The sequence below is a fragment of the Planctomicrobium mucosum genome (genome assembly GCF_051466335.1).
In the GTDB taxonomy this organism is placed as follows: Bacteria; Planctomycetota; Planctomycetia; order Planctomycetales; family Planctomycetaceae; genus Planctomicrobium.
This window is the reverse complement of the sequence record NZ_CP195793.1, coordinates 2,076,934-2,103,110: the sequence shown is the minus strand read 5'-3', so window position 1 is coordinate 2,103,110 and position 26,177 is coordinate 2,076,934. Positions and strand designations below refer to the sequence as shown.

Sequence of the window (26,177 nt, the reverse complement as noted above, 5' to 3'; positions counted from 1 at the left end):
GAACCGGATTTTCCTCGTGACGACAAGCTGTTCACTGACATTTCGAAATATTGTCACTCTCATCGTCGTCAGCGGGGGGCTTTTCTTCTCGTCAAAGTCATTTGCAGTGGAACCGCCACTCTCGGAGGTGATGGTTCGACTTCCGCCTGTTGAAGTCGATCAAGTTCAGGAAACGTTTCAGTTGGAGCACGGCTTCAAACTGGAACTCGTCGCGGGGGAGCCGCTCGTCGGAGATCCGGTCGACGCCTGTTTTGATGAATTCGGCCGAATGTTCGTCGCAGAGTTCCACGCTTACCCCTACGCCCTCGAGAAAGAGCAGATCATCCCTGCAGGGAAAGGACGAACAACCACTGGCATCGTGCGCATGCTGGAAGACACGAACGACGATGGGATTTTCGACAAAAGCACCATCTTCGCGGACAAGCTCGACTGGCCACTGTCCGTTGTCCCTTATGACGGGGGAATCTTTTTAATTGATGTGCCGGATGTCCTGTACCTCAAAGATACGGACGGGGACGGCATCGCGGATATTCGCAAGTTGGTCTACACCCATCTCGGACGCGACAACGTTCAGGGTGTTGCCAATAATATGAAGTGGGGATTGGACAACCGCATCTGGGTCGCCAGCGGGTCGAACGGCGGTGAAATCGTTCGCGATGGAACGACTCAGCTCAAACTCGGAAGAAGTGACTGGGTCTTCGATCCCCGAACACTTCAGGTCGGCCGGGCCTCTGGAGCGGTTCAGTTTGGTCATTCGATGGACGACTGGGGAAACCGCTTTCTCTGCAGCAACAGCGACCACATGGTGCATGTCACATTCGAATCTCGCTATCTGGATCTCAATCCGTATTATCAGGTCCCGCGAATCACTCGAAGTGTGGCGAAAGAAGGAGGCGCCGCCCCAGTCTATCGTCGAAGCCCGGTTGAACCCTGGCGCATCGTGCGGACCGCGCGACGGGTGGCCGATCCCAAGTTCGCTGGCCTTCCCGCCTCCGAAAAAGTCCCCGGCGGATTTTTCACTTCTGCATCCGGCATCACCATCTACCGCGGAGATGCTTATCCCGAAGAATTTCGGGGAAATGCGTTTGTCGGAGATGTCGGCAGCAATCTCATTCATCGCAAAACGGTCGCCCCCAACAACGCTTCCTTTCTCGCCACCCGAGCAGATCAGAACACAGAGTTCGTCACCTCGACGGATACCTGGTTTCGGCCTGTCAACTTTGTGAACGCGCCGGATGGATCGCTCTTCGTGCTCGACATGTACCGGGAAACGATCGAACACCCGATCTCCATTCCCCCGGACATCAAGGCTCATCTCGATCTGGAAAGTGGAAACGATCGAGGTCGAATTTACCGGCTTGTTTCACCGGGAATGAAACGCCAAATCCCGGACAAGCTCGGGAATTTCACGACATCCGAACTCGTCGACTCGCTCGCGTCCACAAACTCGTGGACCCGCGAAACAGCGCAGCGGCTACTCGTTCAACAGCAAAACCCTCAGACAGCAGGCCTTCTCCGCGATTTCCTGAAAACGACCACTTCTCCTTTAGGAAAACTCCACGCACTCTACATCTTGAAGGACCTCCGTCCCCTTGATCCGCACATTCTGGAGACAGAATTTGGGTCCACGCATTCCGGTCTTCGCGAACACGCGATTCGCCTCGCTGAACCGATACTGGCTGAGAATCGCGAGCTGGCCGCCACTGTTCTCGGGCTGCTAAATGATGCCGAATTTCGGCCCCGGTTTCACGCTGTGTTAGCTCTGGGATTCATGAATAAAGAGCAGGCGTTGCAGGGACTGGAACTGATGGCTCCTCGCATCGGAGAAGATCCAGATCTTCAATCGGCTTTCATGCTGGCAGTCGGTGATCGCGGGGCGGACCTATTCAATTCGCTGCTCAAGAATCCAACGTTCCTCGAGACATCCGCGGCAAAATCGATACTGGCTGAGATCGCCAAACTCGTTGGGGCTCGTCCAGAAAAAGAAGACGTCGTCCCACTTCTCATTTCGATCACTCGTGAGGATATCCCCGCGCCACTTCAGGACGCGTCCCTGTTGGATTTGGAACTGGGCCTGACTCAACGGGGCTCGTCCATTGCAAAAACAATTGCAGATCTTCCCAGCGAAAGCCCCGAGAAGAAATTGCTGACAGCGGTGCTGGAAGCATCCGCCATCACAGCCTCCAACGAAAAAACGCTGACGCCAACTCGCATTCACGCGGCTCAGCGACTGTCACTTGCACCTTGGGAACTCTCCGCAGCAACGCTCGAAACACTGCTGCTCTCTCATCAGCCGGTCGAGCTTCAAGAAACAGCCATTTCCACTATTGGAAAATCCCCGCACCCTGAGGCAGCATTACTCCTGATTCAGAGCCTGAAAGGTGTAACCCCTGCATTAAAAGGGAAAATTCTGGATGCCCTGCTTGCTCAGGGGGAATCCACAAGAAAGCTACTCGAAGCCATCGAGCGGGAAGAGATCAGAAAGAGTGAGGTCGATCGAACAAAACTCGCACTTCTGCTCCAGCATCCTCAGGAAGATATTCGTAAGCGGGCCACAACCCTGTTCGTCGACAGTTCATCCAGCAGCCGGAAAGAAATCGTCGAACAATCGTTGTCTGCATTGGAAATCACGGGCGACGTCACTCGAGGACAACTCGTTTACGTGCAGAAATGCTCCATGTGTCATCGACTGAATGAACAGGGACATCAAGTCGGTCCAGACATGGTGTCCGTCCAGAACAAGAGCCCGGAAGACTTGCTCATCGCAATACTCGATCCCAATCGAGAGCTGCAGCTCAGCTACATCAACTATTCTGTATCAACTCAGGATGGGCATCTGTTTACCGGCTTGATCGCATCGGAGTCTCCAGTGAGCCTGACACTCCGTAAAGCGGAAGGAATTGAGGCAACGATTCAACGAGACCAGATTGATCAGCTCGTTTCCAGCGGACTTTCGCTGATGCCAGAAGGTTTCGAAAAAGAACTCACGCCGCAGCAGATTGCCGATTTGATTACGTTTATCAAGTCACTTGCACCAGCGGCACCTGAACAAAGTTCTGCTCCGATGGGCCAGTCGAACTGAATCACAGGGAATTCACAGAAGAAGAGGTCATCACATGCTTCGTAGAGAATTTCTCGAATCAACTCTGGCAGTTGGAATCGCCTGCTTGCTGGAACCGAAATGGAGCCATGCTGCTCAGGCGGAAAACCTTCAGTTGGCAACTTTTCGCTTCGATGCCACCCCTCCAATTGGCCATCCACTTTGCGGCGGATGGATCGCCTCAGCGAGCGCGATCGATGATCAACTCGAAGGGATCGGATTCGTTCTTACTGGCACGGGTCAGCCCGTCGTGATCTGCGCTCTGGATTGGACGGGGCTTCTCAACAATGCTCATCTTGAGTTCCGGAAACGACTCGCGGAAGCAGCGGGAACAACGCCGGAAAACGTCGCCATTCAATGTGTTCATCAGCACAACGCACCATTTGTCTGCCTGGATGCTGAAGCCATTACCCGGGAATACCCCGACATTCCGCATACGGTCGATCTCGACTTCTTCAATGAATGCACACAACGCGCCGCCTTGGCTGTCAAAGAATCTCTCACCCGGTTGCAACCGGTGACACATGTCGCTCATTCAGAGGCAACTGTTGAGAGAGTCGCCAGCAATCGACGATTTCTGGATGAAAACGGAAAGATCAAGTACTGGCGAGCGAGCGCCTGCACCGACCCCACCCTAATTGCTCTTCCAGAAGGGTTAATTGACCCGAAACTGAAGACAGTCGCCTTTTACAATCAGGATCAGAAACTCGTCGCCTGCCACTACTATGCAACACATCCGATGAGTTTTTACGGAGATGGCCGAGTCAACAGCGACTTCGTCGGACTCGCGAGGAAGCGATTGCAGGCAGAGCAACCTGAGACGGCACAAATCTACTTTACGGGTTGCAGTGGAAATGTCGCAGCCGGCAAGTACAACGACAGAACTCCTCAGGCTCGCATCGATCTCACCGACCGCATCTACGCAGCGATGGCAGAGAGCAACAAACATCTCGCTCCCAAGCCCATTCAGCAGATCAACTGGTCTCAGACGCCGATTCATTTTGAGCCGCACCCCGATCTCTCAGAAGATTCACTTCTGAAGTCCATCGCCGCGCCAGAAACCGGAACCACTCACCGCATCATTAATGCAATGAAGCTGGGGTGGCTACGACGCTGCCAGCAGAAAATTCCCGTGATACTCAGCGCGTTGCACATCAACGACATCACCATGCTGCATCTTCCCGGAGAGTCGTTCATCGAATATCAGCTCTGGAGTCAATCGAAGACCCCGGACCGATTCGTGGCGACGGCAGCGTATGGGGACGATGGAATGTGGTACATCCCCATCGACGAAGCCTATCCTCAAGGGGGATATGAAGTGAGCGTTGCGTTCAGCGCCCCGACATCCGAATCGATCTTGAAAGCAGGCGTCGATCAGCTCAATCGGACGTAGTCGATCGTCGAACAAGTCAACCGATTGGATTTGGCATTCAAGCCAGAAATTCAGACAGACACCGCAGATTGGATTTTCAAACGTGAAAAACCCGCTTATCCGCATTTCTACTTTTATCTGGAGTCTTATCTGCGTGACGACATGCAGCTTTGCTCAGGAACCTGAGATGATTCGAATCGGACTCGTCGGACTCGATAGTTCACACGCCACAGCGTTCACTGCAATTTTCAATGCAGAAACTCCACATCCTGGTTGTGAAGGGATGAAAGTTGTCGCGGGTCTCCCCGCAAGCAGCCCAGACCTTCCGACCAGCGCCGATCGCGTGGAAAAATACACTCAGGAACTTCGCGAGCGTGGCATCACTATCGTCGACAACATTGATGAACTCCTGCCACTCGTTGACGTCGTCCTGATGACCAGTGTCGACGGCCGTGTTCACCCAAAGCTTGCTCGGCCGGTGATTCTGGCGGGTAAACCGCTTTACATCGACAAACCGATGGCAAATTCGGTCGCTGAAGCAAAGGAAATTTTCGAACTCGCTCGCGAACACAACGTTCCGTGTTTCTCCACATCGTCTTTGCGCTATTGCGAAGGGGTCGCTGACCATCGAAACGAGTCAAGTTATGGCGAAGTGATCGGCTGCGACACGTCTGGGCCCTGCACACAGCAATTACATCATCCAGACGTTTTCTGGTACGGGATTCACGGCGTGGAGATGCTTTTTACGATCATGGGTTCCGGATGTGAAACCGTCACCTGCACACGCACTGATGGAACCGACGTCATCGTCGGCCAATGGAAAGATGGCCGTATCGGAACGTTCCGAGGCATTCGTGCTGGCTCCGCTCGATACGGAGTTGCGATCGTCGGATCCAAGGGTTCCGGGGCTGCGACAGTCTCTGCGATCTATCAACCGCTGATGGTCGAGATCTCAAAATTCTTCCGCACTGGCAAATCGCCAGTTCCAGAAGAGGAGACTCTCGAAGTGCTCGGTTTCATGGAAGCTGCGAATGAAAGCCATCGTCTGGGCGGAGTTCCGGTCAAAATGAAGCGATGAGTGGCCGTTCAAGGTCCAAACTCTCGAAAAGCAGATTTCCTGAAGAATCTGAAGCGGCCGGTGCGGTTTTTCCCAGACGCCCCGGCCGCTTGCCGTTCAACAGAAACAATCATTGATCGATCTGGCGAAACCAGACTCAGGAACCAGGGATTTGGCAGGAACGAATCGTTGAGAGGGTCTGTTCCAGTCGATCGGGAAATCCCTGCGAAAAGCCCGCAGCGGAGCAGAATTCTTTCCGACTCCCGGGTCTCATCACAGGATTCTGATCCAAAATGCCTTCCGTTTCGATGGATTGTATTCCCGATCAAGGGCGAAGGGATAGACGCTCGACACGTCGAGCGGTACGATAAAACTTTCCCATCAGCCCTTCTCAGAATCACCGCCTTTCCAGCGGAAAGGATTTCTGTAGCATGAAATACGAATTGCCTGAACTCGGCCAGAACCCATCGTCCACTTCCGCGGGCACCAGCCCTGGAAGTTTTGCGAAGAAGCCGAACATCGCCCCCGGCATTGAAGGTCGTTGGACCTTCTCATCCCCAGATACCCCGGGAATGCCAGAACCATCAGATAAGACCGCCTGGGACTTCCTCCCTGAAGGCTGGCAAACAGCTGAAGCGGGCGAAGCACAACCAGCCAACACCGCAGGGCTCGAATCATTTACTTTCGAGCAATCCAATGGTGCCGAGCGTACCGTCTGGGTCCCAGCAGGGTTCGTTCCGAGTACACAGCTTGAACATGCTCGACTTGGCACGATCACTCCGCAGATGACCCGCGTTGCAGAACGCGAAGACCATCTCACCCCTGCCCAGGTACGTGATGAAGTCGCAGCAGGCCGCATGGTCATCCCTGCGAATAAAAACCACTTGCAGTACAATCTGGATCCAATGGCGATCGGTCGTGCTGCCAAGACCAAAATCAATGCCAACATGGGGGCCTCCCCCGTTTCATCCGGCACTGATGAAGAAGTTGAAAAGTTGAAATGGGCGGAACGCTGGGGCGCAGACACCGTTATGGATCTTTCCACCGGCGGAAAGATTAACGAATGCCGCGCTGCTATCGTGCAGAACAGTACAGTTCCCATCGGGACAGTTCCCATCTACTCGATGATCATCGGACGCAAACTGTTCGACTTGAACATCGACATCGTGCTCGATTCTCTCCGCGCACAGGCTGAACAGGGCGTCGACTATTTCACAATTCACGCTGGGGTTCTCAAAGAACACCTCGCTGACGTGAAAGATCGACTGATCGGTATCGTCTCTCGTGGGGGATCGCTCCTCGCGAAGTGGATGATCGATCACGGCGAGCAAAACCTGATGTACACACATTGGGAAGCAATCTGCCAACTCATGCGCGAATACGACGTCACTTTCTCCATTGGTGATGGACTTCGTCCCGGTGGATTGGCGGATGCAACCGATCGCGCACAACTCGGCGAGTTGAGCACACTGGGCGAGTTGACCGAACGAGCCTGGCGACAAGGGGTACAGGTCATGATCGAAGGTCCGGGACACGTTCCGTTCGATCAGATCGAGTACAACATGAAACTGCAGCGAAAGCTCTGTCACGGAGCCCCGTTCTACGTGCTCGGACCTTTGGTGACAGATATGTTCCCTGGGTACGATCACATCACTAGCTGCATCGGTGCCACAGCGGCCGGCTATCACGGAGCCAGTATGCTGTGTTACGTCACTCCGAAAGAGCATCTCGGACTTCCCAAGAAGGACGACGTCAAACAGGGTTGCGTTGCTTACAAGATCGCTGCCCATGCCGCCGACGTTGCTTTGGGGATTCCCGGAACTCGTGACCGCGACGACGAACTGACTCGAGCCCGTGCCGCTCTGAACTGGCAGAAGCATTTCGATCTCAGCTTCGACCCGGATCTGGCTCGCGCTTACCATGACGAAGACCTCGACGTCGACACAGATTTCTGTGCGATGTGCGGGCACGACTGGTGCAGCGTTCGAATCAGCAAGGAAATCGTCGAGTTCTCATCCGGAAAAGATGCCGAGTTCCGCTGGGATAAAGCGAAAGTGTCTGCAGCTTTGACCGCCGAGCAGAGAGAAATTCTCGAAAAACGCGGCGTTCTGTCGCCTGAAGAGATTCACAAGCTCGCCAGCAAGACAAAGAAGGCTGTTGGTGCGACGGAAGGCAAAGCCGACTGTCACAGCGACTACGTCGATTCTGATTCAGCAAAGTCCCTGCAAAAGCAGGTGACCATTGTTGATCTTCAGACTCGATAGACTGAGTCTGGATTCAGCCTGTCTTCGTTGAATCAGTCATAGCAAGATCCTGATAGCACTGAGATTCCAATGGATGAATTGATTCATCTTGCTGAGCCAGTGGTTTATGGCGGTCAGATTCTGGCCGCCATCTTTGGGACTTATTGTGCGATTGTGATCTACCGGAAGATCAATCAGAAACGCTTCTCTTCTCGCAAGCAGGAGGAAGCGTTTCTGAATGAAATCCGATCGCTCCTCGCTCGCCAGCACTTTGACGGGGTCGCAGACCTCTGTGACTCGCCTCCCTATTGGAGCAAGGCGACGGCGCAGCTGATCCTTGTTGCACTCGCTTACCGTGATCGAGGGATCGCAAAACTCCGCATCCTTCTCGGAGAAAAATACGAGCGTGAGGTTCTGGCAGATCTCGACTACCGAGGTGCCTGGATCGCAACGATCGTTAAAGTCGCCCCGATGATGGGACTTCTTGGCACCTCGGCCGGAATGATTCGCGCATTCGCTGAACTTGGCTCTGCCAAAGGGGGAGTCGACCCGCTGCACCTGGCCTCCACAATCAGCATTGCTCTGTACTCAACAGCTCTGGGATTAGCGATTGCCATCGCGATGACGGTCGTCAGTTCTGCGGTCCATGTGAAAAAAGGGAAACTCACCGACTCCGTGCAGGAACATCTGGGAGAATTTCTCCTCGATCTGGAACAGGCCATGAAGCGGTAATTCGCTCTCAACGAGGCGACGATGTTCAGCCACTTCAAAAATCGACGCGAACTTCCGGAAGACGACGATGATCTGAACATCACCGCGATGATCGATGTGGTGCTGCTTCTGTTGATCTTCTTTATGATCACTTCCAACATGCAGCAATTCACCACGTTGGAACCACCCGTCGCGATCCACGGGACGAACATTTCCGTAGATCAATCAATCGTTCTGAGTGTTTTCAAAACTGATCACACGCCTGAAATTTACCTCGGCGACCACAGAGAGAATGGCCCGGCGACTCCTGAAGAGATTACAGCCTATATCCAGTCCGGTGTGGCTGCGATGAAACGAAATATAATCATCAAAGCAGATCGTGATCTCCCGTCGATTGTCGTCGAAGACCTCGCGAGAAGTGCTGCTGTAGTTGATTCCGACCTGACCTACTATGTCGGTGTCATTGACCGACCTCGCTAACCATCCGAGACTGCCCCCCTATGTCTCCCCTGCAAATCACCACCCTTCCTCAACTCCCATGTCGCCCGGTCGACGCCAATAAGGGAACCTTCGGAAAAGTTCTCCTGGTGGCCGGAAGCCAAGGCATGTCCGGGGCAGCAGCACTCGCAGGAATGGGGGCGTTGCGTGGCGGGGCAGGTTTGACGTTTCTCGCAGTTCCAGCGGCAATTGCACCGATCGTCGCTAGTTTTAATCCATCCTACCTGACAATCTCATTGAACGATGACGAATCTGCCCTGGGGGCCGTCTGGGATGCCGCAGAAGGTAAGAGTGCAGTCGGGATCGGGCCGGGCGCTGGTACCGGCACGGTCTTTCATCGAATCACAACGAACCTGTATCGTGACCTTTCTCTTCCAATCGTAGCCGATGCCGACGCCCTCAACTGTCTGGCAAAAGAGCCCGAGCAATTACGGACTCACTCCGGGAGTCGCATTCTGACACCGCATCCCGGTGAATTCGCGAGGCTCACTGGAGTTGATGTCCGTTCCATCCAGCAGAATCGCGAGCAACTCGCCTTCGAGTTTGCAGGCAGATACAACATCACGCTCATCCTGAAAGGTGCGGGAACTGTCGTCACCGATGGTCAACGTATTTACGTCAACACGACCGGGAACAGCGGCATGTCGACTGGCGGAACCGGCGACGTACTGACCGGACTCACCACAGCACTGCTTGCTCAAGGAATGGAACCGTTTTCAGCCGCCCAACTGGCCGTCTATTTGCATGGCAAAGCAGGAGACCTTGCCGCTGACGCCCTTTCCAAACCGGCGCTGATTGCATCTGATCTCCCAGATTATCTCGGGAAAGCCTGGTTGACGCTGCAACAGACAGACGGCGACAACTCCTCTCAAGGCTGATTCCATGACGTCAGGGAATCACATGGCAGCCACAATTTGAGCGATTGCTTCCAACGTCAGATCGATCTCTTCCACTGTTGTGAACGGGCCGACACTCACTCGGACGGTCCCCCCATCACTAAACGTACCGAGTGCCTGATGTGCTCGGGGCGAACAGTGCAATCCTGCGCGAGTTTCAATTCCGAAATGCTCATCAAGCAGACCAGACAGAACCTGCGGAGCAATCCGGTCACAGGAAAAACTGACTACCCCCACGCGTTGTAATGAAGAGTCGGAGCAATGCACCTGAATAGAAGGGAGCGATTCCAACCCCTGAATCAGCAACTGGATCATCTCCTGTTCGTGATGCGGACGCTCCTGATTCTGCCTCCATTCCAATGCGGCCGCCAAACCGAATATCCCCGGTACATTGAGATTCCCCGATTCGAACCGTTCGGGAAGCGATTCAGGTTGAATTGGGGATTCGCTATTCGTCCCTGTTCCACCGAAGCGATGCGGTTGCATCTCACTGGCAGCCACTTCATTTAGAATGAGTACTCCAGTCCCGAGCGGCCCCAGGAGTCCTTTATGCCCAGGAAAAGCAATCGCATCGACACCCACTTCCTGAAGATGAACCGGCAAATGACCTGCTGTTTGAGATGCATCAAGCAGGACGAATGAACCGACCCTCTTCGCAATTGCCGCTGCTTCCTGAATGGGCTGCACAACGCCGGTCACATTCGAAGCGTGATTCAATACGACTAATCTCGGGGCATTCTGGACCGACTGTTCGAGCGATACGAGATCGAGCCTCCCCGCTCCATCGTCGGCTATGATCTCGACCTCGATCCTTCTCCTCGTCGCCAACTCTGCGAGCGGTCGAAGCACCGAATTGTGATCCCAGACGCTCGCAATGGCCCGATCGCCTTCGCGTAGCAGTCCTTGAATCGCCAGATTCAACGAATCGGTCCCATTCAAAGTGAACACGACGTGCCTAGGAGATGGGGCACCGAACTGACGAGCAAGCTGCAGTCGGCACTGATCGATCACTCGCTGAACTGCCGCACCGCTGCGAGTCGCTCCTCGCCCAGCAGCATTCCCAAACTCACGTTGATACCGATCAACCGCGAGATAGACTGCTTCCGGCTTCGGGAAGCTAGTCGCTGCGTTGTCGAGATAGGTTCGGCGATCGGCCATTCCACCCTACTCTGCTACCAAAAACACATGGAGCGTCCTCGCCCCGTGTGCCCCTTTCACCAGTGACTGCTCGATATCTGCGGTCTTCGAAGGACCGGAAATGAAACAGCCAAACGGGGCCTTGCCAGCGTCGATCCGCTCGTAGGCTTCGTACATGTTGCTGACCAGATCCGAGAGTTTCACAACGAGCGCAAGATGCTGGGATATGAAATACAGAGTTCGCGGAGCTAATTCCGCCTCCTGAACCCAGACAGCCGCGTTCTCTGCAACAGCCACAATCCCTGGAAGAACAGCCAGTTGGACGTCCTGAAGTGAGTGCGGATCGCTATTGGGCATCTCCGACAGGTTGTAGTCGAAGACCCCCTGAACCCCCGATACAACTCGGGAACCGGCGACTGCGACCGAGCTCAGATGCTCTGCAATCTCACCGACATTCTGAACGACGATCGCCTTCCCGCCGACGAATTCAAGAACTTCTTTAAACTGCTGCAGAGGATCGGGGTACTGAATCCAGTCACCAGTCAGATCTGGCAATGGCAGTGACTGAGGAAGGTTCTTCCGGATGAGGCCGAGAATTTCGCTGCGAGAGGTCATTGATCAACACGCGGAGGACAGATTGGAGAATCCGATGGACGGTCAAAGTCTATAAAAACTCTCTAATCCCTAGCAAGCAGCTGCGCTTGGAGCGGCCGATTCGACATGCCAATCGGCACCGTTTCGAATCACCCGGCGATACAAGGTATCTCGTTCAACAGGTTTGCATCCCGCCTCTTCAATCAAGTGGTGAATCTGCGAGACAGTTAATCCTTCCGGAGTTTTCGCCCCAGCATCGTGATAGATCAGTTCATGAACCACAGTGCCGTCGAGGTCGTCCGCACCAAAGTTCAAAGCAACTTGCGCTGTCTGCTCCCCGAGCATGATCCAGTAAGCTTTGATGTGGTCAAAATTGTCCAGCATCAATCTCGACAAGGCGGTCATCCGCAGATCCATCGCCGCCGTGGGCTTTGGAATGTGCGTCATGCGGGTATTGTCCGGATGAAACGCTAACGGGATGAATGTTTGAAAACCGCCGGTCTCGTCCTGAAGATCCCTTAACTTCAACAAATGATCGATGCGGTGCTCCGCCTTTTCGACGTGCCCGTAGAGCATCGTCGCGTTCGATCGCAAACCAAGTTGGTGAGCGGCCCGGTGGATATCGAGCCAACTTTGAGAGTCCGCTTTGTGCTCGCAAATCTGGGCCCGCACACCCGGATCGAAGATTTCAGCCCCCCCCCCGGGAAGACTTCCCAGGCCCACATCAATCATCTGCTGGAGAATCCAGTCGTATGGCTTCTTGGTCTGATGGGCAAACCAGCTAATCTCAACACCGGTCCACGCTTTGATGTGGATTTCGGGCCAGGTTTCGTGAATCACGCGAACGACGTCGACGTACCAATCAAACTTGCGGAGGTGATGAAGTCCCCCGACAACGTGAATTTCTGTCGCACCGCGGGATTTCGCTTCCAGAACCCGCTCGCGAATCATCTCGTCAGAAAAGACATACGCCTTCTCTGCTTTCAGGTCCGAACGGAATGCACAGAAGGTGCAGCGATAGACGCAAACGTTTGTCGGGTTCAGATGGACGTTGGTGTTGTAATAAGCAACGTTCCCATGACGGTTCTGTCGAACATGGTGAGCGAGTGCTCCGAGAGTCATCAAATCAGCGTGCTGATCCAGATAAAGACCATCGTCATAAGAAAGCCGCTCGCCGGCGTAGACACGATCAGCAATCTGACGCATCTGTGGATCACGGATCGAAAGATTCATAGCAACAGCTTCGTTCAATCTGAAACGGACCAGTGACGATTTCGACGGGGCGACAACTTCCATAAACCGACAGAAGTTGAATTCCTCATCAATGCTACCGGAATCCGAATGAAAACTTCACCCATTCCCTAGAAAGAGTTACGGGAGCATTGACCATGGCTGGTTGCTCCCGCTGACTCTTGAAATCAAAGCTGAACTTGATGTTCGCCGAGGCGACTTTGTATCAGTCGTTGCGAAGAGTAATGCCCATTTCGGACAGCTTGTCTCGAATCTCATTCAGAGAAGTCACACCGAAGTTCTTCGCTGCGAGCAATTCATCAGGAGTTCGGGAGACAAGTTCACCGATCGTTGCGATTCCGAGTCGGGTCATACACTTACGTGATCGCACCGACAGGTTGAGTTCGCTCACAGGCAGCATGAGTTTGACCTGATCTTCCGGACTCATGTCACGAGCGTCAAACGCAGGTTCCCGTGACTTCTCGTGCTGAAATTGACCGAGGCCCAGGTTATGTTGCCGCATTAACTCTCGGACTTCAGTCAGGGAGGTTTCCCCGAAGTTCTTACCCGCGAGGAGTTCTTGCTCGCTGATCCGTGTCAGATCGCCAAGCGTGTTGATCCCCATTGTTGCCAAGCAGTTACGGCTACGAACAGAGAGTTCGAAATCGGTAACTGGTCGATCGAGAAGCTGCTCAAGACGTTGCTGCTGTTTGAGCGAATCTTCGTCGTAGTACATGTCGCCAGTTGCTTCGATATCCTTCAGATAGAGCAACGCACGCTCGTTATTCGGGTCGTACTTGAGCACTCGCTCGAAGCAGTACTGAGCTGCCCCGTAGTTCTCGCGATCTTCGTACAACAACCCCAGGTTCAGCATCGCTCCGAGATAGAACGGAGGACGTGACAGGCAGCGTTCGTACAGTTGAATCGCTTCATCGTCATCACCGTGACGGCTGCTCTGCACCGCGAGTGCGAACAGGGCGCGCTGGTGGTTTGGATCCATGTCGACTGCGCGTTCGAAGTATTCAATCGCTCCGAAACTATCGCCTCGATCAGCGAGAATGCACCCCATCTGGTAGGAGTACTCAGCCAGACGAGCCCCTTCGCCGCCGGTCGTGCGAATCAGACGTTCAGCTTCGTCAAGCTGACCCAACTTTCGGACTGCCCCAGCAGCCAGAAGAATCGACTCAGTCGGATGATACCCAGCCTTGGCTGCTGCTTCGAATTCCTTGGACGCGAGTTCATAACGTCCTGTCGCAGCATATGTCTTGCCGAGGTAGTAGCGTCCGACACCCTCTTTACATCCAGCCAGTGCATTCTCTGCTTTGTCTGGCTGACCAAGCAGGAAAAAGCCAATTCCGGCCCGCACAGCGAGCGATGGATTGGATTCGGCTTCTTGTCCGACCTGTTCAACAGCTTTTCGGAACTCCAAAGCACCCTGCCCCATGGCGGACGCCATCATGTTACGAATCTCGTCTTGGTTGATCGTAGAGTCACGGAGAATCGAAACAAAATTGATTGTCTGCATTGGCCTGTCAACTACCAGTTCAGGAGGTGCTCAGCGGACTTTGCTGTCTGAAAATCCCAATTCAGCCGAATGAATCGGGAAACCGTAAGTGTAACAGGAGTTGTGATGAGTTCAATTCAGGGTGCCCCCGTACAGTATTTCAATCGAAAAAGTCCGACAGGGGCGTGACTCCCCCGCGAAGCAGCACAAACCACAAATGACCGCATTTGTGAGCTGCCCCTCCGTTCCTACTCATCACAACAATCAACGCAACCATTTTATATCAAATCAATTGCGCCAACCCACAAGCATACGCTTATGCAGATATTCGCATTGTTGACCACTCCACACAGCAATCAAGACAACGACTCACATCTGCAAAACCACATCCCCAAAAGGAGCACCAAACTGCTCAATTTATCCTCACAAGTCGGTTGTCGAACCTGCCGCAACCTTCACACTCGGACGATCGCCAACGCAAGTCTCATCCTGTTTCGTGCAGACTTACCCGGTCCGCACGGCAAATGAATTCAAGCAGCGAATGCGACTGTTCACCCCCAACGAACAACGACTGCACGATTCAATCACTCCCACAACCTGCAAATCCCGAACAGAACGCAACACTGCAAATTGATATGAATAGTGAGCCTCTAGACGGATGCTAAATCTGGTTGTAAAAGAACTGAAAGGAGCATCGACAATCGAATTTTACGTTGTCGATTCCCTGAGACAGACATAAGATTCATCAGAGGATGTTACTGAACGCGTAGAACAAAATCGTGAGGACTCCTTGAACCGGTTTTGGTTCGATCCCTGCGGTCTGCGTGGATTGGAAACATCGACTTTCCGCACGGAAGTTACGTTTCATGGGAGCGACAGTGCAGGACAAGGTTGAGTTGCTGGTTTACGGTGTCGACTCATCATCGCTTTCTTCGATGCTCGATCGACTCAGGGACCATTGCAACGTGACCGCAGCGAATTCGCTCGGGGACGCGTTGATGCGGCTCAAACAGCCATCGCCTCCCGGAATGTGTCTTGTCGGAAATGATAATGCTGGTGCCGGGCTAATGATCGAAGCCGCCGGCTTGCTCAATAGCTTCCCGGAGTCTGTCCTGCTCCTCAACGAACGGGAAGAAATCCTGTGGGCCAACACGATGGCCCAGCAAACGTTGGACCTGCAAAGATTCGCTCCCAATTCACAACAACGACTCTTTGAATCCTGGCAGGACGCTGAAATCATCGGACAGTGCTTCTGTCCAATCAACACGGTCCTCGCAACAGGCCGACAGGTCAAAACCCGAGTTCGAACCAACGAAAAAACGTTCTTTGACGTCGTTGTCAGTCCGGTCCCCATGGTGGAAAGCGATACCGAACAACTGCTCCTCGTGACGCTGCGAGACAACTCCGACGAAATCCTGCAGCAGCAAAAATTCAATGCGATCTACAAAGCAGGTCTCGACCTCGGAGATCTGAAACCGGATGAAGTCCTCGAGCTGTCCACTCACGATCGAATCGAGTTGCTGAAATCAAAACTCCGGCACTACACCGAAGAGCTGCTGGAGTTCGAGACTGTTGAAGTCCGAATTGTCGACGAGGAAACCAAAACTCTTCGTACCCTGCTCGCACTCGGGATGGATGAAACAGCGGAGAAGCGAGAACTCAAGGTTTCGACTGAAGCGAATGGAGTTACCGGTTTCGTCGCTGCCACTGGCCAAAGCTATCTGTGTGAAGACACCACCACTGACCCACTCTATCTGGTCGGAGCCACGGGTGCTCGCAGTTCACTGACGGTCCCCCTCATCCGCCATGATCAGGTTCTTGGGACTTTCAACGTCGAGAGTTTTAAACCACGTGCATTCTCTCAGACAGACCTTCAGTTTCTCGAGCTCTTCTGTCGTGAGGTGTCGGTCGCCCTCAACACTCTGGACCTGTTGATCGCAGAAAAAGCGACCACAGTCGAAGAGAGCACCAAGCGTTTGCTCTGCGAAGTGGCTGATCCAGCTGATGAGATTCTCAACGATTCTTCCTGGTTGGTCGAAAAATTCGCTGATGCGGATCCAGCGATCAACGAACGACTCAGACGCATCCTGCAACACACACAGGGCATTCGTGAGTCGATCCGGCAAACAGGAACTTCAATTTACGCCGAGTCTGGCACGGTTCCAATCAAGAAGCTTCAGCATCCCATTCTGTCTCGCAAACGCGTGCTCGTCGTCGACAGCGACATCGAAATCCGGCACAGCAGTCACGAGATCCTGGATCGGCTGGATGCGATCGTCGAAACTGCCAAAAACGGTGATGAAGCTCTGAGGATGGTGCGCACCCTGTCGTACGACGCGGTGATTTCAGACATCAAGCCAACCGACATGAAGGGTTCTGAACTCTATCGCAAACTTCGCGAGACTTCCGCGACCCTGCCAATCATTCTGATGACCGGGTTTGGGTACGATGGAGAGCACACAATTGTTCGTGCCCGCCAAATGGGCCTGAAAACGGTTCTTTACAAGCCTTTTATCATCAACCAGCTGATCAAGGCACTTGAAGATGCGTTCACCCCTGCTCCCAACTAGTTTTAGGGCGAAGCAGCATCACCGGCTGAGCATTTTCAAGTTTCCACTGACCTGACAAGCGATCCCCTGTGTCGTTCTGCGCACTCTCGCCTGAGCGATTCTCTCGGATCCAGTCTGCAAGATGGGTAGAAGCAGATGGCTGTACGCGAGTTACTCTTTCATCCGGCACATCTTCCGCCACAAGAGTTCCAGCCACCGACTGACGACCTACCCTCCTACGTCGCGTATGGCCCAGAGGAGTTCGAACCCCTTCTCCCGCAAATTGAAGCAAAGGAACTCTCCAATTTGCAGTGCCAAATTGTTCCCGTCAGCGAACTCGGATCACGTCTCTGGCAATCTCTCCCCTTCGAAGTCGCTCAAATCGCTTCGCAGACGCGTCCGGAATGTATTCTAATCCTGCCTGCTACGGCTTTCCTCGACATCAAAACCGCGAAGAGCCCCGGAGAAGTGATTCTTCAGCAGAATGAATCACAGGTCATCATCTCATCGACGGTCGAGTCGGACCTTCTCGATCCCAGATTTCCTGATCTGGTGGCTGTTACCAATCGATTGAATCGGGAGACAGACCGACTGATTTCGCAGTTCAATCGAACGGCTCTTCAGGCTGGACTCGCTCAAATTGCGGGAGATGTCGACCGGTGCCATGATCTGGCCCAAGGCATTGAAGGGAAAGGAAAACTCCGCAATGGAGATTACTGGCACGCAATCCTTCATCGCCGAGAGCCCGATTACAGCAACGCCAAATACTGGTTCCGCAATGTTGGGCAACACCCGAACTTTGGGGAACTCGCTCGCATCGCTCACCGCATCATGACGCGATCAAGTTCATCTGCTTCACACAACTGGATTGCAAAGGTCTCTTCCTCCAAATGGGACTCAATTGCGTTTGTCGATCTCTGCCGGGACGCAGAACAACATGCAGACCCAATTTTCAAACGAGACGTCAAACAAATTCAATGGGAGGAAATGCTGTTGTTGCTGGAATCTTGCCTGACCTCCGACTGACCGGTCAGGAGATGTCCAATCGCGTGTTTCCGACACTCTCCGATTGAGAGACTCGAACCGACATGAGCACAAGAATCAGCACGAGATAACAACTCAGTACTGCGCAAAACTGAGGAGAAACATGGGTCAGTTCTTTCAGTTGAAAATGAAAGAGAGAGACGGCCAGCAAATTGTTCCCAAAGTGCACGATCACAGGAATCCAGATCGTCCCTGACTTGAGGTACAGCAGGTGGAGAAGAACTCCGATAGGGAGAGTGGCGAGCGCATGGGCTGGACCACCGTGGCTGATGGCAAACAACAGCGACGTGATCAAAATGCCGGCAGGAACGCCGACGTACTTCACCATCCGTCGACCGATCACACCTCGAAAAACAAATTCTTCGAGGACGGCAGGACCGAGCGCCATAACGACAATGAGAAGCGGATACGGCACCCCCTGCATCAGTTGATAAATTTGACCGAGTGAATCGCCAGGAACCCATTGACCGACATCTTCAGCCGCCAGAGATTGGAGCCAGCAATTCACCAGTTGATGCAATAGATTTCCTAGAACAGCGACAGGGACGATCGTTGCCAGAGCGTAAACCAGTTCATCAGCACTCGGAGTTCGCCAGCCGAATCTGTCTCGAAAATCCGGGCCTTCGCGTAATCGAATTACTGGCAGCAGTATCAACAGAGCCCCAAGAATCGGCACCCCAAGCATCAGAAATGAGGTATCGAGGTTGGTTTCCAGAGCCATCGCGATTACCTGATCGAAACTCGGAATCACCAACCCGTATGTGGCACCGATAAACAGCATCAACAGCGAGGCCAAGGCAAGACACTGGGCCAGTATAACTCCCAACATCCAAATGATGGACTCAAACAGAACCCAGCAGATCTCTTTCGCACTTCTGCTCCGAGAATCGAGAGCCTCCTCGGAACCTCTCGAAACAGTGCAATGCCCATCTCTCATTTGCTGTCTCCCGTAGAGTCGCCTACCGAAAATACGGGGAGCGGCAACCAGATTCAACAAGTGATTTCCGACACGAATTAGAGTTTCTTAGTTTTCTTGACGACAGTCTCAGGCGTGCGGCGGCCCGTGGTGGCAAAAACTCTCAAACGCTGAGTTGATCGCCACCGAAACTCAACGATCTCGCGAGCGGCGCTCCGGGGAATGCGGTGGATTTGAACAGGACGATTCCAAGGTCTTATTTTGAAATCGGATTGAGAGCACTCTGGAAATGGAATCGCCCCGCGGATCATGACGCGGGGCGATCTTCGAAAGTCAAAGGCAATGAGGGGAATGTCGTACATCCGCTCTCATAATCACGGAGTTAGCCCCCGGTTTTGGTTTGAATGCGGCAGATGTAAGTATCGGCGGTGATGTAGAGGATTGATCCATCTGGACCACCAAATTTGCAGTTGGCAGTCGCCTCTCCAGTCAGAATTCGACCGAGTAGCTTCCCCTCTTTCGAAATGACAGCTACTCCGCCAGGAGCACTCGTGAAAATGTTTCCATCGCGATCAACTGCCAATCCATCAGGCAATCCTTTGATCCCCTTCTTGACCGATTCGGTGTCATCAAACAAAACCGACTTCGGCCCAAGTGTGCCATCTTCCAGAACTGGAAATGCGTAAACCAGTGCCGCTGCTGGATCGGACTGAGTCACGTACAGCGTTTTCTCGTCAGGAGAGAACTCGATGCCGTTTGGACGAGTCACTTCTTTTGTCAGCAACGTCAACTCGCCATTGGGTGTGACGCGATAGACACCGCAGAAATCAAGTTCACAACGAGGATCCTTCAGTTGCTCAGGCAAGCCGTAAGGAGGATCTGTGAAATAGATATCGCCATTTGATTTGCAGGCGAGATCGTTAGGGCTATTCAGGCGTTTTCCCTCGTACTTGTCGGCGAGCGTCATTTTACCGCCGCCCACGGTCAACACGGAAACCCGTCGATCCCCATGCTCCGCCATGAGCAGACGCCCGTTTGGGTCCAAAGCCAGTCCGTTCGAACCCGGCTCGAAACCATAGTCTGACACGCCGGTGTAGCCCGAAGGCTTCATGAACAGCGATACCCCTTCGCCTTCCACCCACTTCATGATGGAATTTCGCGGAATATCCGAGAACAGCAAGTACCCGGGACCATCCTTCTCAGGCACCCAGACCGGACCTTCACTCCAGATGAACCCTGAAGTGACGACTTGCAATTTCGCGTCGCTGGCGACCAGGTTCTCAAACGCTGGGTCATAACTTTGAACCTCTCCGATTGTAGGAAAGTTCACGCTGTCCTGAGCTGATGCGACATTCGAAACCAACGGGCTCAACGCCAATGTGGCAGCAAGTGCCAAACCGGTAAACACACGGGGGGCCATAAAGAACACTCCTGGCAGGCTGTCGAAACGAAGGGAAGCTGAGAGTCTATTTGAACTGACGCTCAGCCGAGAGAATGACTTCATATGTCGACTCTGCCGAGTCCGCGTTCCGGAGCGTCGACAGAAAATCAGGCAGTTGAATCATCCGCGAGAGTCGGGCGAGGACTTGCAGATGGGTGTGTGCATCTTTGCAGAGAATTAGAAAGAAGCAGTCTGTGGGCGCGTTGTTGGACGCGCCAAATGGAATGCCACTCAACGTCCGTCCGAAAGCAATCAGAGAATCTCCAATTGCATCTGTCAGCGGATTGCGGGGGTGAGGGAGCGCGACGCCGTTATCGAACGCCGTCGACTGGAGTGATTCGCGGTCTTGAACCGCCTTGAGAACCGCTGCTGGCTCCCAGATTTGCCAGGTTCGGCCAGCGATTTCAACCAAGGTTTCCAGTGCGGAACGTTTCGTCCTCGCATCCATTGGAACCTGAATTAATTCTGGTTTGAGCAGGCTGCTGACAGGGATCTCTTTTTTGACTGTCGAGCTGGCCTGAGCGTTCTCGATGAAGGCAAGCTGCGAGTCTGAATAATCCCGCATCTCTTGCTCAAGCCAATGCGTCACTTCGGCAGCATGAAACTGCCATTCATTTCCACGCTTGTGTGCCGGAATTCGCCCTCGACTCGCCAGTCGTTCAATTTCACGTCGATCGCGACCAAGCTGCCGGGCGAGTTCGTCAACAGAGTACCATTCGTGAGCCATGAGGACGTTTTCAGTGGTTTCAACAGGAAAAAATTCGCCTGAACACCGACTCCATATTCTGAAACCAATTCTGTTGAAGCGACCCGCACAACAGAAATCAGAGTTGGACACAACATGGAGTCATAATGGAGTCATACTCGTTAACAAGCGGCTGATCGTCGTCAATTCACGAGTGATCATCAGCAACCTGATGGTAACGAGAATTGCAGCTATGACAACAGCTTGTCTCTCACTGCAACGCACTCTTGCATTAAATCGCGGCGATCCATTTTCCACAAGTCTCGAGACCAAACCTCGAGCTCGTACCACCCGGAGTAGTGGTTGTTTTCCAGCGCCAGAATCATATCGTGAATCGGCAACCGACCCTGCCCTGGAAACAGTCTGTCGTAATCGTGACGAGGAGCACTTCCCCAATCGGCGAGACTCACAAGCCCGATGCGAGAAACCAACTCTGGCAATCGACTCAGTAAGCTGGAATCTTGCCAGTGGTGGTAAGTTCCGAATGCAAGTTTCAGCCGACTATCCCCAACGAGATCCATCAGCTCAACTGTTTCATCGAGAGTGTGCAGAAACGACCAATTTGAAGCGAACATCGGATGCATTGGCTGCAATGCCAACTCAACGCCGTACAACGCAGCAAACGGTACAAGTTCCCGCAATGCCTCGACAACAATCCGGTTCGCATGTTTCCGGATATGGCCCGCAATTGGCCCACTGAGAACAGTCACGGTTCGCGCACGAACTTGACCAGCAACTCGAATCACCCGTCGAGCGTCTGCCATGGCATCTTTGATCGAGTAATCATTTTTCCCGGTGAATCCCCCGATGGGGCCGACACTGGACACAACCAGATCTGAATCACTCACCAGTCGAACAGCGCGGCGGAGACCAAACTCGGTCATCTTACGCCAGCTCAGGCCAATCCCGTGAATACCCGATTGACCATACCCGTCAACATCCTCTGAGAGACACCAGGGAAGTGTGGTCGTTTGATTCACTGCGACCCGCTGCTTGAACCTCTTCAAACAGGGAACACTTTTTTCGGGCGTGCAAGCTGTGAGGACAGCTTCTGGGGACACCCCGGTCGAAGTCACCTCACGTATCTGAGAATCCAAAGTCGCTTTTCTTGACTGCAGCTGATCCAACTCGAATGTAATCAGCGAAGGGGTATGAGAGACCTTTTGCATCGAAGGATTCACAGCTTCTCCCGCCAAAGTGATTGATTTCGACGCAACACATGAACAAAGCAAGAGATGAATAGCCCGAAGTCAGTTCGAACATCACTCGATGAACTTAGTGATTCAAGGCATCCAAGAGCGCACTCTCTCTGTTTCGAACACGGCAACGAAACTCTGAACGATCCGACATCGACCGATGACTGACACCGACTTCTGACCAACACCACGCACACAGAGAGTTACGTGAACACGACCCACCATGCATTTTGACCTTGATCAGACCAACACTTCTGATCGCAGGATATCGAGACTTGAACGTTCTGACCAGAACATCTTTGAAGTCCGATGCGATCTATGCCGCCGATGCAGTTGATGCCCAGGCAAAGACATGCATCAGGCTCGGCGTAGTATGCCCGGGATACGCCGTGAATACCATCACCGGGGGCAGCTTTCATTAAAGATTTTTTAGGTCATCAACTTCAGAGAGATTCATCTTGACAGATCGCTGCACGAGAGTCTGTGGATGACCTTCGACGAAACGAATCGAGTTCCGACAACCTATTCCACCAAGTAGGCAAAAGAGATGAGCGACCTCGGGGATTCGAAACCATACTCAGCATGGTTCAACATAACACTACTCAACTGCCCTTACAGGTTCACTGGGGAACACAAAGAGTCCTCAGCAAACCATCACTTTCCGATCCCCACGTTACGCTCAATCTCTCGCGATTTTGCGGTAGTGAAGTAGTTTCGTACTCCTAGTGGATCTTTCACTTCTTCGTAGTCGTGATGCTTGCGTGCCATCTTGCCGACTTCCGCTGCAAACGGATCTTCAATGGCAGCACTCGTATTACTGGCAGCTTCTTTTTCAGCAACGTTCCGTTGAGTCCCCATCATCGACTGACACCCCAACGATGTCAGCAGGAGTACCACACAACTCAATTGATGAAACTTTGCCACAATCTGCCTCCAATGCAACGACGCGACACGTCCTGTGCCTTTGATCCACTGCTGTGAATCTGACCTCGGGGAGCGGAAATCCCGAAGTCAAACTTCCCTGGAATCACTCCAGTGACTGTGGAAACCCTTTTGCAACAAACTAAACTGAAATCCATCGACACAAGCTCGATGCTCCGCGACTTCGCGCCGAGTGCATCAGTTGGTCGGGCTCATATCTCAGAACATCCGCGCAGGTAAAGAGCAATTTTATGACTCCACTGGCCGAACCGTTGGACATCCTTGTCGTCGCACCTCATCCAGACGACGCCGAAATCAGCGTCGCCGGGACAATTCTGCGCAGCATTTCGCAAGGAAAGCGGGTCGGAGTTTTGGAACTGACAAACGGGGAACCGACCCCTCACGGTACTCTCGAAATCCGCAAAGCGGAAACGGATCGGGCGACTGAAATCCTTGGTCTGCAGTGGCGACATCAGCTGAATCTGCCGAATCGCAAGCTAGAAAACAGCCTCGAAGCTCGAAGGAGTGTCGCAGAAGTTTTTCGACTCACCCGGCCGCAAATCATACTTGCCCCATACTGGGAAGATGCCCATCCTGACCATGTTGCCGCAAGCGCCCTGATTGACGCTGCCCGCTTCTGGTCAAAGCTCTCACGTACGGATATGGCGGGGACGCCGTTTCATCCACCCAAAATCTACTATTACTGGAGCATCCATCTCCGCATTCATCCCAAACCGACCTTCGTCGTCGACATCACAGATTTTATCGACCGAAAAATGGAAGCGGTCGGTTGCTACGAAAGCCAAGTCGTGAAAGGAAGAGGTAGTGCACATCCGAGACTGCTGGATGACATTAAAGACCGCGCTCGATTTTGGGGTTGGTCGATCGAAAAAGGGTACGCCGAGCCCTTTGCGAGCCGGGAAGAGATCAGGATCGATGATCTCAGCCACCTGACTTAACAGGTTCCCGAGTCGACCTCATCCTCCCGTCTCCACACACATCCTTCGACAGATGCAGCTGACATCCTGCCACTGACGGTGTCGAAACGCGACGCGGCTGTCTCACTTGTGGACAGAACTATTCACTGACAGGGATCGTTTTTCTTGGTGTCAGCAGCAGTTCATGCACACTTAGCTCACCGTCTCCATCAGCATCCATTTTGGCGATGAGTCCGGGAGCTTCTCGTAACTCGACACCACTCAACTTCCCATTCTGATCGGTGTCGAGGAGTTTCAAGAAGGCTGGCCCACCGAGTTCCACACGGTGCCCCGTCGACAGCGTCCCCGCAGCAGCTTCCAACTGCGGCCCTTGATCAGCAGACCTGACGCGGCCTCCTCCGATCCCGAATTCCCGGAACTGCTCAATCGTGATTGCTTTCGTTTCGAGCAACACGAAAAGTGGCTCCAGTCGTGCTCGCCCCCGTTCAGTCAACTCGTCGAGTTCGAGTTTCCCGTCACCATTTCGGTCGAGACGACGGAATGTTTCATCCGCCGTCGGTCGAGCCACCACTTTGGACGAGGGGAGATTCACGGCAGGAGATTGCGGCTGAGCGGGCATTGGAGTCGCTTGAGCTGCGTCATTTTTTGCCCCGTTCCCGGCTGGGGAGACGTCACGTTTTTGCAGAATGGCGGTCAGCTCGACCAGGGAAATCGCCTGATCCTGATTCACGTCGCCCGCTCGAATCAGGCGCTCGAAAAACGGAAACTGCCCCTCTGGAATTTCGTCGGCGACCAGCTTTCCGTCGCCGTTTTTGTCAAGTTGGGCAAATAGATCCGCAGGTGAGATGTCATCGGCTCCCTGAGCAATCAGGCATAGGGAGGCGGCTAGAAACGCAGAACAACCGAATACTCGCTTCATTGATCTCTCCAAACACGAATTCAACAACTCCCCCGGCGATTCCTGGAGTGCTGAACATTCAACCCCAGAAACGGCAAGAAGATCTGTAAAAGCAGATCAATCGTCTGTTAATTCCCAATATTGCCCAGCCAGTCCTGCAAGTCCCGCTAAATTCGATGAAATTCAGCGCAATCTGACGAGATGATTGAACAATTACCCACCCCTTATTCTATAATACAGCTGGCCTTTTTCATTAGAAGTGGGTGGACATCCCAACACTTCACTCAGCGATGCATACATTTTGTGGTGGAGAGATCGAGTGACGACTCAGACTTTTGAGATGAAGGGCGAAATTTCGGATTCGGAAACACCGACTCAGCAGTCGCAGGTCAAGCTCTCCAGCAAGGGGACGACTTACGCATCCAATGAATTCGGCGAGTTCTCGTACCGTCCCGTCCCCGTGCTTTCGGTCGTGGGGCTGATTCTCTCGTTACTGTCGTTCCTTGCGATCTTCGTCTGGCAGGCGATGCCGCTTTGTTTTCTGGGGTTTCTGTTTTGCGGACTCGGGCTCTGGACGATCATCCGTTCTGACGGAGCCTATGGTGGTTGGGCTACGTCGATCGTCGGCTTGCTACTGGCTCCCCTCTTCGCGATTTGCGGAATCTCGCTGCAGCTTTATATGTACCAGACAGAGGTTCCAGATGGATACCACCGATTGAACTTTGTGAAAGACATTTCCGACCTGAAGGTCGTCGAGGAAAACGGAAAAATTGGCCCGCCACCAAGACTCGTAGAATTGGATGGAAAAAAGGTCTTCCTCAAGGGTTACATTTACCAAACAAAACAAACGGAGAACCTTCATTCGTTTCTGTTTGTGAAGGACAACCAAAGTTGCTGCTTTGGAGCGAATCCTGAAATCTGGGACCGACTCGGTGTTGTGATGGATGGTGAAAAAACGATCAACTACCATGCAGGTCGAGTTGCAGTGGCTGGGACTTTCCGACTCAATCCCGAATTCAATCCAGAGGGGCAGCTAGAGCCACTCTACGTGATCACTGCGGATCACTTTACGACTCGTATCAGCGACTTCTAAATCCCCTACCGGGCGCCCCTCCTCTGGCTGCCTGAAAACCAGTGCTCACCGAACATCATTCCACCACAACGGAATGGTCCCCCCGATTGGACAG

At 53.2% G+C, this 26,177-nt stretch carries 21 protein-coding genes; 11 read left to right on the top strand and 10 right to left on the bottom strand.

Going from position 1 to position 26,177, the window contains the following annotated elements; all coding sequences use genetic code 11:
* Positions 1-16 precede the first annotated feature (16 nt).
* From SH668x_RS08540 to SH668x_RS08510, 7 genes are all read left to right on the top strand, one after another.
* Positions 17-3,082: a PVC-type heme-binding CxxCH protein gene (locus SH668x_RS08540; RefSeq protein WP_437188271.1), complete on the top strand. Its 3,066-nt coding sequence runs from the start codon at positions 17-19 to the stop codon at positions 3,080-3,082.
* Between the two features lie 34 nt (positions 3,083-3,116).
* Complete coding sequence (locus tag SH668x_RS08535; RefSeq protein WP_437188270.1) at positions 3,117-4,493, top strand: hypothetical protein; 1,377 nt, start codon at positions 3,117-3,119, stop codon at positions 4,491-4,493.
* Positions 4,494-4,659: 166 nt separating this feature from the next.
* Positions 4,660-5,550: a Gfo/Idh/MocA family protein gene (locus tag SH668x_RS08530; protein ID WP_437188269.1), complete on the top strand. Its 891-nt coding sequence runs from the start codon at positions 4,660-4,662 to the stop codon at positions 5,548-5,550.
* Positions 5,551-5,960: 410 nt separating this feature from the next.
* Positions 5,961-7,793 (top strand): phosphomethylpyrimidine synthase ThiC, encoded by a 1,833-nt coding sequence (thiC, locus tag SH668x_RS08525; RefSeq protein ID WP_437188268.1) that lies wholly within the window; start codon positions 5,961-5,963, stop codon positions 7,791-7,793.
* A 69-nt stretch (positions 7,794-7,862) separates the two neighbouring features.
* A complete protein-coding gene (locus SH668x_RS08520; protein ID WP_437188267.1) occupies positions 7,863-8,504 on the top strand; it encodes a MotA/TolQ/ExbB proton channel family protein in 642 nt (213 codons plus the stop codon).
* 21 nt (positions 8,505-8,525) lie between these two features.
* Positions 8,526-8,963, top strand: coding sequence for an ExbD/TolR family protein (locus tag SH668x_RS08515; protein ID WP_437188266.1), 438 nt, complete (start codon positions 8,526-8,528; stop codon positions 8,961-8,963).
* 20 nt (positions 8,964-8,983) lie between these two features.
* On the top strand, positions 8,984-9,859 hold the full coding sequence (locus tag SH668x_RS08510; RefSeq protein WP_437188265.1) for an NAD(P)H-hydrate dehydratase: 876 nt from the start codon (positions 8,984-8,986) through the stop codon (positions 9,857-9,859).
* Positions 9,860-9,877: 18 nt separating this feature from the next.
* On the opposite strand, the gene SH668x_RS08505 is transcribed toward SH668x_RS08510, so the two are convergent.
* The 4 genes from SH668x_RS08505 to SH668x_RS08490 form a co-directional block, all read right to left on the bottom strand.
* The gene (locus tag SH668x_RS08505; RefSeq protein WP_437188264.1) at positions 9,878-11,035 is read right to left on the bottom strand and encodes an aminotransferase class V-fold PLP-dependent enzyme; all 1,158 of its coding nucleotides are present in this window, start codon (positions 11,033-11,035) and stop codon (positions 9,878-9,880) included.
* Between the two features lie 6 nt (positions 11,036-11,041).
* A complete protein-coding gene (locus SH668x_RS08500) occupies positions 11,042-11,629 on the bottom strand; it encodes a LutC/YkgG family protein (protein ID WP_437188263.1) in 588 nt (195 codons plus the stop codon).
* Between the two features lie 69 nt (positions 11,630-11,698).
* Positions 11,699-12,841: an aminofutalosine synthase MqnE gene (gene mqnE / locus SH668x_RS08495; RefSeq protein ID WP_437188262.1), complete on the bottom strand. Its 1,143-nt coding sequence runs from the start codon at positions 12,839-12,841 to the stop codon at positions 11,699-11,701.
* Between the two features lie 223 nt (positions 12,842-13,064).
* On the bottom strand, positions 13,065-14,363 hold the full coding sequence (locus SH668x_RS08490) for a DNA-directed RNA polymerase subunit alpha C-terminal domain-containing protein (protein ID WP_437188261.1): 1,299 nt from the start codon (positions 14,361-14,363) through the stop codon (positions 13,065-13,067).
* Between the two features lie 845 nt (positions 14,364-15,208).
* On the opposite strand from SH668x_RS08490, the gene SH668x_RS08485 reads away from it, so the two are divergent.
* Together SH668x_RS08485 and SH668x_RS08480 are read left to right on the top strand one after the other, a co-directional pair.
* Entirely contained in the window at positions 15,209-16,912 is a 1,704-nt protein-coding gene (locus tag SH668x_RS08485; RefSeq protein ID WP_437188260.1) for a response regulator, read from the top strand.
* A 135-nt stretch (positions 16,913-17,047) separates the two neighbouring features.
* Positions 17,048-17,917 (top strand): hypothetical protein, encoded by an 870-nt coding sequence (locus SH668x_RS08480; RefSeq protein ID WP_437188259.1) that lies wholly within the window; start codon positions 17,048-17,050, stop codon positions 17,915-17,917.
* Positions 17,918-17,921: 4 nt separating this feature from the next.
* Here the strand turns inward: SH668x_RS08480 and SH668x_RS08475 are convergent, their stop codons facing one another.
* From SH668x_RS08475 to SH668x_RS08455, 5 genes are all read right to left on the bottom strand, one after another.
* Positions 17,922-18,764 (bottom strand): CPBP family intramembrane glutamic endopeptidase, encoded by an 843-nt coding sequence (locus tag SH668x_RS08475; RefSeq protein ID WP_437188258.1) that lies wholly within the window; start codon positions 18,762-18,764, stop codon positions 17,922-17,924.
* Positions 18,765-19,233: 469 nt separating this feature from the next.
* Complete coding sequence (locus tag SH668x_RS08470; protein WP_437188257.1) at positions 19,234-20,271, bottom strand: SMP-30/gluconolactonase/LRE family protein; 1,038 nt, start codon at positions 20,269-20,271, stop codon at positions 19,234-19,236.
* A gap of 46 nt (positions 20,272-20,317) precedes the next feature.
* Positions 20,318-21,019 (bottom strand): PTS sugar transporter subunit IIA, encoded by a 702-nt coding sequence (locus SH668x_RS08465; protein WP_437188256.1) that lies wholly within the window; start codon positions 21,017-21,019, stop codon positions 20,318-20,320.
* Positions 21,020-21,228: 209 nt separating this feature from the next.
* Positions 21,229-22,206, bottom strand: coding sequence for a sugar phosphate isomerase/epimerase family protein (locus tag SH668x_RS08460; protein WP_437188255.1), 978 nt, complete (start codon positions 22,204-22,206; stop codon positions 21,229-21,231).
* Positions 22,207-22,887: 681 nt separating this feature from the next.
* Positions 22,888-23,157 (bottom strand): hypothetical protein, encoded by a 270-nt coding sequence (locus SH668x_RS08455; protein ID WP_437188254.1) that lies wholly within the window; start codon positions 23,155-23,157, stop codon positions 22,888-22,890.
* A gap of 248 nt (positions 23,158-23,405) precedes the next feature.
* On the opposite strand from SH668x_RS08455, the gene bshB1 reads away from it, so the two are divergent.
* Entirely contained in the window at positions 23,406-24,113 is a 708-nt protein-coding gene (gene bshB1 / locus SH668x_RS08450) for a bacillithiol biosynthesis deacetylase BshB1 (protein ID WP_437188253.1), read from the top strand.
* 118 nt (positions 24,114-24,231) lie between these two features.
* Here bshB1 and SH668x_RS08445 read toward each other — a convergent pair whose 3' ends face one another.
* A complete protein-coding gene (locus SH668x_RS08445) occupies positions 24,232-25,011 on the bottom strand; it encodes an EF-hand domain-containing protein (protein ID WP_437188252.1) in 780 nt (259 codons plus the stop codon).
* 298 nt (positions 25,012-25,309) lie between these two features.
* Here SH668x_RS08445 and SH668x_RS08440 point away from each other — a divergent pair, with 298 nt between their 5' ends.
* Positions 25,310-26,083, top strand: coding sequence for a hypothetical protein (locus SH668x_RS08440; protein ID WP_437188251.1), 774 nt, complete (start codon positions 25,310-25,312; stop codon positions 26,081-26,083).
* Positions 26,084-26,177 lie beyond the last annotated feature (94 nt).